The organism is Flavobacterium rhamnosiphilum, from assembly GCF_004349195.1.
Classification (GTDB): Bacteria; Bacteroidota; Bacteroidia; order Flavobacteriales; family Flavobacteriaceae; genus Flavobacterium; species Flavobacterium rhamnosiphilum.
On record NZ_SMLG01000010.1, the window covers coordinates 95,293 to 107,583 of the forward strand.

A 12,291-nucleotide genomic window follows, 5' to 3' on the forward strand; every position below is an offset into this window, starting at 1 on the left:
AAAATAAAATAAGAGATGTCTCTAAAAAGTAGTTTTCTATTATAGGCTAGTGTTTGTTTAGGTTTGTTAAGTTTTCAAATTTAACTAATTATTGTTTTAACATGCAAGTAAAATTAATAAAAATTAACATAACTAGCTCCAAATTTGTTAAAATTTTTCTCCTTTTTTTACATTTATCTTACAAATAGTGTACTGATAAATAAATAGAAGTGTGTTTTTTTTCGAAATGAATTCTGAAACTAAAAAAACAAAACAATACTTGACTAACAGCGAACTTTGACAAACCTTATTCAGTTCCCTAATCTGCTGATATTCTTCAATACATCAGCGAATAATACCACCTGAAGAGATAAAAGCTACAATCCTTTTTTTATGATTATTTGTGACTTATTCAATCCTTTTAGTCAGTTGAAAATTGATTACTTTTGTAAAAATTATCATTTTTATGCAAGTTGACCTTTCGAAATTAGATCCCAAGAAAAATATCATCATAAAAGGAGCGCAAGTACATAATCTGAAAAATGTAGATGTTGCGATTCCTCGAAATAAACTAGTGGTTATCACAGGACTTTCGGGTTCCGGAAAATCAAGTTTGGCTTTCGATACTTTATATGCCGAAGGTCAACGCCGTTATGTAGAAAGCCTATCTTCCTATGCAAGACAATTTCTTGGAAGATTGGACAAACCAAAAGTGGAATATATCAAAGGAATTGCTCCTGCGATCGCGATCGAACAAAAGGTGAATACGACAAACGCACGTTCAACAGTAGGAACTTCAACCGAAATATACGATTATATAAAATTGCTTTTTGCTCGAATAGGACGAACTTATTCTCCAGTTTCCGATCGTGAAGTCAAAAAAAATACGGTTACTGATGTGGTTACTGATGTAAAAAGCTTTGAACTTGACAGCAAATGGTTGCTTCTTGCCCCTATTCATTTAGAAGAAGGACGAAAACTGGAAGACAAACTAAAAGTACTTCTACAACAAGGTTTTGCAAGGATTCTGATGAATAATGAAATGGTTCGGTTAGACGAAATAGACCAACATTCTTTAGACAATAAAGACATAAAGCTCATTATTGATAGGATTGTGGTCAAAGACGAAGAAGAATTCTACAATCGATTGGCTGATGCGGTACAAACTGCTTTCTTTGAAGGAAAAGGAATTTGCCATTTACAGGAATTAAACTCCGATAAAAAGTTTTTGTATTCCAATAATTTCGAATTGGATGGAATCATATTTTTGGAACCCAACGTTCATTTATTCAGCTTCAATAATCCGTATGGAGCGTGCCCCGTTTGTGAAGGCTATGGAAATATTATAGGAATTGATGCCGAATTAGTGGTGCCAAATACAACTTTATCCATTTTTGAAAATGCTATTTTTCCTTGGCGTGGTGAAAGTATGAGTTGGTTTAGGGATGAATTAGTAAATAACGCTTACAAATTTGATTTCCCAATTCACAAACCTTATTATCAATTATCTGAAGATCAAAAGGAATTGATTTGGAATGGAAATAACTATTTTCAAGGTTTAAATGATTTCTTCAAAGAACTGGAAGAAAAGAATTATAAAATTCAAAATAGAGTTATGCTTTCGCGTTACAGAGGAAAAACCAAATGTCATTCCTGCAAAGGAAAACGCTTGAGAATTGAAGCTTCGTATGTGAAAATTAACTCAAAAACAGTTTCTGATTTAGTTGATTTGCCTATTAAACATTTGGTTACTTTTTTCGAAAACATTGATTTAGATGTGTATGAAAAACAAATAGCAAAACGATTATTGGTGGAAATCAACAATCGCTTATCTTTTTTAACCGAAGTAGGACTGGATTATCTCACATTAAACAGAAATTCAGCAACGCTTTCCGGAGGAGAATCGCAACGCATCAACTTAGCGACCTCATTAGGAAGCAGTTTAGTTGGCTCCATGTATATTCTGGATGAACCCAGCATTGGTTTACATCCAAAAGACACGGAACGCCTGATAAAAGTATTGCTCTCGTTAAGAGATTTAGGAAACACGGTTATTGTGGTAGAACATGACGAAGATATCATGAAAGCTGCTGATATGATTATTGATATTGGTCCGGAAGCAGGTACTTTTGGAGGTAATTTGGTCGCGCAAGGAACCTATGATGAAATATTAAAATCGACTTCACTTACAGCGAAATATCTGAATGGAGACTTAGAAATTACCGTTCCCAAAAAACGCAGGCTTTTTAAGAATTTTATAGAAATAAAAGGAGCACGAGAAAACAATCTACAAAATATAGATGTAACTTTTCCGCTGGATGTATTGACCGTTATCACCGGAGTTTCAGGAAGTGGAAAAAGTACATTGGTAAAGAAAATCCTTTTTCCGGCGATGCAAAAAAAGCTCGAGAATGTTGGTGAAAAAGCGGGGCAATTCAGCGAAATATCCGGTTCTTTTTCGCAAATTAAACATATTGAATATGTAGATCAAAACCCAATAGGAAGAAGTTCCCGTTCTAATCCTGTGACCTATATTAAAGCGTATGATGACATTCGGGAATTGTATGCCAAAGAAAAACTATCAAAAATAAGAGGCTATCAGGCCAAACATTTCTCTTTTAATGTTGATGGTGGAAGATGTGAAACCTGTAAAGGAGAAGGTTCTATAAACGTAGAAATGGTTTTCATGGCGGATGTACAATTACCATGTGAAACCTGTAACGGGAAACGATTTAAGAAAGAAGTTTTGGAAGTCGCTTTTGAGGGTAAAAACATTCACGATATTCTCACCATGACTATAGACGATGCGATTGCCTTTTTTATAGCCAATAAACAAACTAAAATCACTCAAAAATTACAACCTTTACAGGATGTGGGATTGGGTTATGTACAATTGGGACAATCATCTTCTACACTTTCCGGCGGAGAAGCGCAACGTATAAAACTCGCTTCCTTTTTAGTAAAAGGAGCTACAAAAGACAAAGCTCTATTTGTTTTTGACGAACCTACAACCGGATTGCATTTTCATGACATCAAGAAACTATTGGCTTCTTTTGATGCATTGATAGACAAAGGCCATTCAATATTAGTAATTGAACACAATCTTGATCTTATCAAATGTGCCGACTGGATTATTGATTTAGGTCCTGAAGGAGGAGAAAATGGAGGAAAATTATTAGCAGTTGGAACTCCGGAACAAGTTGCAAAAATAAAGGGATCTGTTACTGGAAAATATTTGAAAGATAAATTATAAAAGATTACCCCATATAACAATTTTCTTCAAAAGCATTTCCGTCTTCATCAATTGCTATTAGTATTTTTTTAGCTTTAGAGGAAACCTGTGTAATGTAAATCCAAGCTATAGACCAAAGTCCAAGAGTAACACAAAAGATACAAAAATTAAAAACATGGTCGACCTTTTGTCTTTTTTTCAATAAAACAGCATAAGGCAACTTATCGTTTCGTTCTAAAACTATAAATCCATTACTGGTTTTATCATCTAGAATAGATGAAAATTTAATCATATCCTCATCAATTGTGCAGGTTTTGCTTTTCATAATCATTGGGGTAAATTATTTTAGCTATTTATTATTGTCTTATATAAAGATAACAACTGCAAAAGTAAGCATAGTCGCTTATTTGTACAATACCCACTTTTAGTGATTTTTGATCTATCCAAAAACAATTAAACGACTATGATTTTCACTGTTAAAGTTATCTACAAATATATTTTTTTAGATACTTTAAAAGTTACACAATAATTGTTTAAAGTTATAATATTCACATATAAAACTCTTTAATCATTTATAGAATAAAGACTCCTACCATTATTTTCTCAAAGGAGAAAACCCAAATCTCTGATGAAATTTTGTTAGGAAGATTATTTTTAGAAATTAAGATTAGTTATTATTTTGAACTAAAAAAAAATTACAACTTAATTCTCAACTTTTTCAAAACTACATCTAAAGCTTGATTAATTTCAGTGGAAATTACAAATTTATAATTAATATAAACATATAAAACGGTAATCAAGACCGATTTTAATCCTATGCTTAATATGGGATCAAAAGGAAATTCCCAGAAATAAAACAATAGAAATAATACAAATGTAATCCCAAGAGAATATACCGTTTGATTTGTGAAAGGATATAAATGCAAACGTTTGACCACAAAAAGCAGTTTAGCTAAACTGTATAATGTAATCGACAATAAGGTAGCAAAAGCGGAACCCATAATACCATATAAAGGAATAAAAATCATATTCAATCCGATGGTTAAGGCGACTAATCCAACACCCAAAAACAAAACCGTTCGATAATATTTTGTATTGAAAATAATGGCATTATTGTTCCCTAAAATCAAATCAAAATATTTAGAAATTCCAATCATAAAAACAACTGGAATACCCCCTCTATATACTTCTGGAACTATTTCATACAACTGATTGATATTAACAAAAATCCCCAACATAACAAAACCGCCGACTACTTGTAAATTGATGGATGTTTTTTTGTACAAATCATTTAACTCATCATATTTATTTTCATGCATTAACCTTGCCGTAATTGGATACACAATTTGATGCATCGCCCGGCTTGGAACTGATATGACCAGAGCGATAAATGTGGCAATTGAATAGTAGGCAATATTTTCAATTACCATATACTGGTTGAGCATAATTTTATCACCATCCAGTAGCAAATTAGCCACACTTCCTGATAAAATAATATAAAAAGTATACTCCATTAAATTTTTCACGTTATGAGGTATGGCAAATTGAAAACTTGGTCTTTTAATGTAAAAGGCATAACCCATTGTAATAATTAGTGCTAAAAAATAAATTCCGGCAGTAATATAAACAAAATCCACAACCGATATCCATTTATAATAGACACCAATCAACGCAAATAAAGAAAACAATCTTAGTCCTACTTCTTTAACAAAATTCCCAAAAACCGAATGCATGTGGACTCTGGCCCAAGCATAAAAAATTTCGAAATAAGCCATACATAATCCGATAAATGGAATAAGCCAAATAAAATCCTTGACTACCGGGTTTTTCTTTGACACAAAAAATAAAATATCATCAAAGAAAATATATCCAATCAGAATTAGAGGAATAGACAAAAGCAAGGGGAACAATACTGTAAAAGATAAAAATCGGGATCGCTCTTCATCTGTTTCGTATTGCGAATAAAATTTCACTAACGTATTTTGCATTCCTATTGCAAATAATGGCATGATCACATTAGCGACAGAAAGGATATAATTAGTTAAGGCATAATAAGTAGCTCCCAAAAAAATAGGATACAAATAAAGGGTATTTATTGCACCAATTCCAAAACCTAAATAAGTGATTATTGTATTCTTTAAAGATTGATTTAATACTATTCCCATTTTTTTGTCATTGCGAGGCACGAAGCAATCTCACTTTTAATTTACGATTTATTAAGTAATTCAACCAATGCTTTGGTAAGATTTTTTCTGGAATAGCGTTGTAATCCAACTCCGTTTGCTTGTAATTTTCCCTCCAAAAACTGATTATAAAAGTCCAAAATTACACTTTTAAGTTTCATTTTCTCCGAATAATCAAAAAATACACCTGTATTGGTTTCCGTTATGATTTCGGCAAAATCAGAACCGTTAGGGCCAATCGCAATAATAGGTCTGTTAGAAACCAAATATTCAAATAATTTCCCAGGAATAATGCTTTTTGTGTCCTCGGAATCAATTTCTATAAGCAACAAAACCTGTGATTTTCGTTGGTGTGCAATCGCTTCTGAATGCGAAACATAACCCAAATTATTCAAATAGGAATTTAGCCCGAATTGAGTAATCGTTTCCAAAACTTCCTGACTCACAGCTCCAATTAGTTTTATTTCCAAATGCGATTTGAAATTTGGAATTTCATTAATCAATTCAACCAAACTCTCCCATAAAATCAAAGGATTTCTCTCGGAAAGAAAGGAACCAATATGTGCTAAGCTAAACTTTGAATCCAAAATTTGTTTCCCAACTTCTTCCGTATCATAACCGTTGGTTATTACCGCAATTGGTTTATTTGTAATCGCTTGAAATTCCGTTTTAGTAGTCTTACTAGTTACTATAATTGTATCGGCTGTATTCAAAACCTGATGCTCTAATGTTTTGTGTTTTTTGGCAGCAAAACTGGACAATCGCAAGGATTTGTGATAGCCAATAGTGGTCCATGGATCCCGAAAATCGGCAAACCATTTTAGATCTAATTTTTGTTTTAATTCTAATCCAATAAGATGCAAACTGTGTGGTGGTCCCGAAGTAACAATGGTGTCAATATTATTTTCAACAATGTATTTCTCCAGATAAGCAACCGACGGTTTTACCCAAAAAACACGTGCATCCGGAATAAAAAGATTTCCACGAATCCAAAGAAAGGTTTTGTCCAGAAAAGATTGCTTTTTCTGATTTGGAATAATTCCCGAACTGATTTTTTTGGTTTTGTTTTTCGAAAGAAAAGAAGCCAATTGATACGGTTCAAAGATTTTGTGTTTCAGAATAATCGCTTTATCCGAAACTTCTTTAACCAAGTTTTCATCAACAATAGGATACGTTGGATTTTCCGGAATATATACAATCGGTTGAATCCCAAAATCTGGCAAGTACTTAACAAACTTGAGCCAACGTTGTACTCCAGGTCCGCCAGCCGGTGGCCAATAATAGGTAATGATTAAAATTTTCTTGGGTTCTGGTTTCAATTTAATTTTTTTATGGTAGTAGAGAGGCACTGCAGTGCCTCTCTACAGTGCGTCTCTACCTAATTACACGTTTTTTTTCTTTCGAAATAAATTCCACCTGCTAAAAGTAACAGCATTCCTATTGAACTTATCAACGTAATTGTGCTTCCGGTTTTTATCACTTGAGGCTCAAACTTGAATTCAATCGTGTGTTTTCCCGCTGGAATATTTAAAGCTCTTAAAACGTAATCAACTCTAATATGAGCCACACTTTTTCCATCAATATAGGCATTCCAACCTTTTCCATAATACATTTCGGAGAAAACAGCTAAACCTTCATTTGAATTATTAGACACATATTTCAAGTAATTAGGTTTACATTTTTCTAAAGTTATAGTCGCTGAACTGTCTTTGGCGAAAGCCGTATTTTTAATTTCAAAATCTTTACTATTTACAACCGCCACATTTTTAGAATCCAAACTATCCAACGCTTTCATCTCTTCATCAGCAGAATTCACTAATTTCACTTGGCTCACAAACCATGCATTTCCATTAACATCCGGATTTGATACTGGGAATTCTTTTCCTTCTTTGTCTTTTTGGATAACATACTTTACATTAAGCATATTAAGGACCTCAATGTTATTTTTTGAAATTTGATAATCAATTAACTGCTGCATTCTTCTAGGTCTTACGGCGCTGTAACCACCAATAGATTTATGGAAATAAGAAGCTCTTGCACCCATTAAATCTCCCACTTCAAAAACGCGGTAATTAGCCGTGTCTTTTAGAATCTCTGCATCAGAAGGTGACTCTTGAAAAGGCACTTCAACTTGGCTTCCGCTTACAAAATCTTTCCCGGAAACATATTTTTTATCCACAAAAAACAAATCGGAAACCATCAATAAACCTACTATTATAATGGCAGTATTTTGAGCAAATCTATCTTTAATGAACAACCATAAAACGCCAGCTGTTAACACTATAAAAAATCCTGAACGCAATAAATCAGCACTATATAAGCTCATTCGATCCAGCTTAAGGGCGCTTACAAATTCAGGACCATAACTTTCTTGAAAATAAGCATCGTTTCCTCCTGAAAAGCTGAACATGCTTTTGCTTAAAAATAAAATCAAAATAATTCCTAAACCTAAAATTGTCGTTTCATACAATGCTTTCCATTGCCGTTTTTTGTCTAATTTGAAGAAAGACTGTAATCCCATAATAGCCAAAACTGGAAAACACAATTCCAAAACAACTTGAATAGAGGATACCGCTCTGAATTTATCATACATTGGAACATAATCAATAAAAAAGTCCGTCAAAACAGGGAAATTTTTACCCCATGAAAGAACTAACGCAACTATTGAACCGGAGAGAAATACATATTTAATCTTTCTTTTATCGATAAATAAAGCCAAAATAGCCAAAAAGAATACTACAATACCAATATATGCAGGAGCTGCCACAATAGGTTGATCTCCCCAATACGTTGGCATTCCCGAAACAAAATCAGTTGCCTGATCCTCTGGAACTCCCTGACCTATCATGAATTCATACATATTACTGTCTTTTCCAACGACCTCATTATTTGAACCACCAAAAAGTCGGGGTGCAATAAGATTAAAACTTTCCATTACCCCATAACTGTACTCCGTGATATAGTCCTTAGACATTGAAGATGTAGTCTCATTTTTTGAACCGTTTGGATTGAATGTCAGTTCGCTTTTACCACGAATACTAAAATCAGCATACTCAGAAGTTGCTAATAGATTCGTAGCATTGGCACCAATAGCTAAAATCCCTGCCGCTGCTAATATCCCAAAAGAATACAACAGTGATTTATATTCTTTCTCTTTTACTTGCTGATATAAAAAATAAGCAGAAAGTATCAATAGGAAAATCAATAAGTAATAGGTCATTTGGAAGTGATTCGCATTGATTTCTAATGCTGTCGCAAAAAGCGTAATCAAACCTCCCAGAATATATTTTTTTTGAAATACCAAAATAAATCCAGCAATAACCAGTGGCATATAGGCAATAGCATGTGCTTTGGCATTATGACCAACTCCAAGAATAATAATCAAATACGTAGATAATCCAAAGGCTAATGCTCCAAAAAAGGCTTTCAAAGGATCTACTTTTAACACTAGCATCAAGCCATAAAACCCAAGAAAATATAAAAATAAATAATCCGCAGGGCGAGGTAAAAATCGCAATGCATCGTCTATCGCTCCAATATAATCGTGCGGATATTTTGCTCCCAATTGATAGGTTGGCATTCCACCAAATGCTGAATTAGTCCAATACGGTTCAACATCATCCGTGGCTCTAAAGTCATTTTGTTCTTTGGCCATTCCTGTATACTGCACGATATCAGACTGGAAAATTTGTTTTCCTTGCAATACAGGATAAAAATATAGGAGAGAAATTACAACAAAACCAAGTATGGCTAGGGCGTGCGGATAGAACTTATTTATTATTTTCAATGTAAAATGGTTTGGATTAGAGTAAAAACGGTGCTAATAACGACAAATTTAATCTATTTCTTCGTAATCAACATAATCTCCCACTTTTTTGGTTTCGCGTGGATTTTTTGCATTCGCCGTATTGTATATTACTTCGTCTTTACTTTGTGTTTTTTTCCAAGTATTATCTTGTGCATACTGTTGTTGCTTCTGCATATTTTCTCCTGCTTTCTCCACTACTTTTTTAAGCAATAAAGGCAAAAATAGTTTTGCTAAAAATTTAAAAATATAATAGAAAGCGATCATATAAAAAAGCGCTTTTATAAAACCAATGAAAGAGGCTGTTTGCATATAAGTGTAATTTTTTCCAAAATTAATAAATCAACCGTTCAAAATTAAAATATCTCTCTTAAATAAATAATAAAATATAGTACATTTGAAAAGCGTTATTACTTTTTAACCCAAAAAAAATAAGATGTCCAAAATCAAAATCTTACTTATCGTAGCTATTTCAATGATTCCAAGTATTCATTATGGCCAACATACCGATCAAATAAATTCTAACAGACCAGGTGAAACCATGTCGGCTTATGCAGTTGGAAAATCCGTAATTCAAATAGAAACAGGTATTTATGGAATAAAACAAAACCATCGTTTATTGAATTATGATGCCAATGGTTTTGGGATTGATGCCACATTACGATGGGGTTTATTCATGGAAAAACTGGAATTGATAGCTGATATACAATACCAAAATGAAAAATACACCACCTTATTTAACAGTTCAAATCAAGCAGATTTCAAACAAACTGTTTTAGGAGCCAAATATTTGATTTACGATCCTTTCAAAAATTACGAAAAAAAGGTAAACATATACAGTTGGAAAGCCAATCGAGCATTTAATTGGCGCCAATTAATTCCGGCCGTTTCAGTATTTGCGGGAGCTAATTTTACGATGGCAGACAATCCCTATTCTTTTTCTCCAGAATCCAGTATATCACCAAAAATTATGTTGATTACCCAAAATCACTTAGGCGACGGAAAATGGGTTTTTGTAACCAATATAATAGCCGATTATGTGACAACTGATTATCCAAGTTATGGTTATGTGTTGACTTTAACAAGAGGATTTAATGATAAATGGTCTGGTTTTGTAGAAAATCAGGGATTTAAAAGCGATTTTTACAGCGATGCCATTGTTCGTGGTGGCGCGGCTTATTTATTGAATAAAGACATGCAAATTGATGCATCGATAAGTACAAGTCTTAAAGATACTCCTTCTGTACTTTATGGAGGTATTGGTTTTTCTTGGCGTTATGATGCCAATTATCAAGAAGTCAGAATAAACATTGACAATAATCATTCTGATAAAAAAGCATTGAGAAGAGCAAAAAAGACAAAAAAAGGATAATTTATAGAATTTCAAAAAACATAATGATTACAATAAAAGAAGCTAAAACAAAAAGTGAATTAACTGATTATATCACATTCCCTTTTTCCTTATACAAGAACAATAAATATTGGGTTCCGCCAATCATTGCTGATGAACTGGAAACTTTTGACAAAACAAAAAATCCAGCTTTTGAAAATGCCGAAGCGTATTTTTATATTGCCTACAAAAACAATGAAATTGTAGGTAGAATTGCGGCAATCATTAATTGGAGTGAGGTAAATGGCCAACAAAAAAAGAAAGTTCGTTTTGGTTGGTTTGATGTGATTGATGATATCGAAGTGACAAAAGCACTTTTGGAAAAAGTATATGAATTAGGTCGGAAAAATAATTTAGACCATGCTGAAGGTCCAATGGGATTTTCCAATTTAGATAAAGTCGGCGTCTTAACGGAAGGTTTTGACGAGATTGGAACTATGATTACGTGGTACAATCATCCGTATTATGCCAGTCATTTTGAGCAATTGGGCTATCGCGTAGAAAAAGAATACTTAGAAAGTAAATTTCCTTTCGAAAACGTAAAACCAGAATTTTTTGAAAAGGCAAATGATTTGGTAAAAAGAAGATACCAATTAAGTCCGCTCAATTTCAAAACTACTAAAGAAGTGATGCCACATGTAGATAAAATGTTTGATTTGTTCAATGAATCTTATGCTTCTTTGTCGTCTTTTGTAGCTATTTCAGACATTCAAAAAGAATATTTCAAGAAAAAATACATCAGTTTTATCAATCCTGAATTCATCAAATTTGTGGAAGATAAAGACCATAACATTGTTGCTTTTAGCATTGTAATGCCTTCTTTTTCTGAAGCGTTACAAAAATCAAAAGGAAAATTATTCCCATTTGGATTCCTTCATTTGCTAAAAGCAAAAAACCAGAGTAAGGATATGATTTTCTATTTGATAGGCGTTCATCCAGATTATCAAAACAAAGCGGTTACAGCGATAATTTTCAATGAATATTACCATACTTTCAAAGAAAAAGGAGTTATCAACTGTTTCAGAACTCCTGAATTAGCGGACAACCTTGCCATTCATAACTTATGGAAACATTTTAATCCTGTTGTTCACAAAAGAAGATGTACTTTTCTAAAGAATTTATAGCAATTTAGATTGTACTATTTAAAACAAAAAATCCATTCGTTGCGGCGAATGGATTTTTTGTTTTAAATAATCTTGTTTTATCACGAAAATTACATTTTGCAATCTACTTTTGACAAAACGATATTTCCTTCAAATTTTAGCTGTTTCGTATCTTTAAAAGTGACTTTTCCTTTGTTGTCATCTATAACATCGCCATAACCTTCAACATACGTATTTCCTTTTTTCAAAAAGGAAACTTGACGAATTGACAAAACTCCTTCGGACATAAAAGTATACTCTGCAAAAAGCGTATCGCCTTTTATTTCCCCAACTAAAGTTCCTTCGTTTTTATCTTTTTCAAAAAAATTATAACTCAATTTTCCTGATGCTATTTGATTCCCTTTTATATTCAAAGACATAGAAATAGTATCTTTTTTAATAATCGCACTATAACATTCTTCCGAAACAGGTTCTTCTACAACAATTTCTTCTGATGGAACTGGGACTTCTTCCATTTCTTTTTCTTTTTTACAAGAAGCTAAAACACTCATAAAAACGACACTCAATAAAATTACTTTTTTCATAAACTTTAAATTTTA

At 32.8% G+C, this 12,291-nt stretch carries 9 protein-coding genes; 3 read left to right on the plus strand and 6 right to left on the minus strand.

Annotated features, from left to right (window positions below):
* Positions 1-445 precede the first annotated feature (445 nt).
* On the plus strand, positions 446-3,232 hold the full coding sequence (gene uvrA / locus E0I26_RS12935; protein WP_131916884.1) for an excinuclease ABC subunit UvrA: 2,787 nt from the start codon (positions 446-448) through the stop codon (positions 3,230-3,232).
* A gap of 4 nt (positions 3,233-3,236) precedes the next feature.
* Here the strand turns inward: uvrA and E0I26_RS12940 are convergent, their stop codons facing one another.
* The 5 genes from E0I26_RS12940 to E0I26_RS12960 form a co-directional block, all read right to left on the minus strand.
* Positions 3,237-3,536 (minus strand): hypothetical protein, encoded by a 300-nt coding sequence (locus tag E0I26_RS12940; RefSeq protein ID WP_131916885.1) that lies wholly within the window; start codon positions 3,534-3,536, stop codon positions 3,237-3,239.
* A gap of 370 nt (positions 3,537-3,906) precedes the next feature.
* The gene (locus E0I26_RS12945) at positions 3,907-5,376 is read right to left on the minus strand and encodes an oligosaccharide flippase family protein (RefSeq protein WP_131916886.1); all 1,470 of its coding nucleotides are present in this window, start codon (positions 5,374-5,376) and stop codon (positions 3,907-3,909) included.
* 41 nt (positions 5,377-5,417) lie between these two features.
* Positions 5,418-6,713, minus strand: a complete 1,296-nt coding sequence (locus tag E0I26_RS12950; protein WP_131916887.1) for a glycosyltransferase family 4 protein — start codon at positions 6,711-6,713, stop codon at positions 5,418-5,420.
* A 59-nt stretch (positions 6,714-6,772) separates the two neighbouring features.
* Complete coding sequence (locus tag E0I26_RS12955; RefSeq protein WP_131916888.1) at positions 6,773-9,181, minus strand: YfhO family protein; 2,409 nt, start codon at positions 9,179-9,181, stop codon at positions 6,773-6,775.
* Positions 9,182-9,229: 48 nt separating this feature from the next.
* A complete protein-coding gene (locus E0I26_RS12960; RefSeq protein ID WP_131916889.1) occupies positions 9,230-9,511 on the minus strand; it encodes a DUF4834 family protein in 282 nt (93 codons plus the stop codon).
* Positions 9,512-9,635: 124 nt separating this feature from the next.
* Between E0I26_RS12960 and E0I26_RS12965 the strand changes: the two genes are divergently transcribed.
* Positions 9,636-10,571: a transporter gene (locus E0I26_RS12965; RefSeq protein ID WP_131916890.1), complete on the plus strand. Its 936-nt coding sequence runs from the start codon at positions 9,636-9,638 to the stop codon at positions 10,569-10,571.
* Between the two features lie 23 nt (positions 10,572-10,594).
* On the plus strand, positions 10,595-11,713 hold the full coding sequence (locus E0I26_RS12970; RefSeq protein ID WP_131916891.1) for a GTP cyclohydrolase: 1,119 nt from the start codon (positions 10,595-10,597) through the stop codon (positions 11,711-11,713).
* Between the two features lie 89 nt (positions 11,714-11,802).
* Here the strand turns inward: E0I26_RS12970 and E0I26_RS12975 are convergent, their stop codons facing one another.
* On the minus strand, positions 11,803-12,276 hold the full coding sequence (locus E0I26_RS12975; RefSeq protein WP_131916892.1) for a hypothetical protein: 474 nt from the start codon (positions 12,274-12,276) through the stop codon (positions 11,803-11,805).
* Between the last annotated feature and the right edge of the window lie 15 nt (positions 12,277-12,291).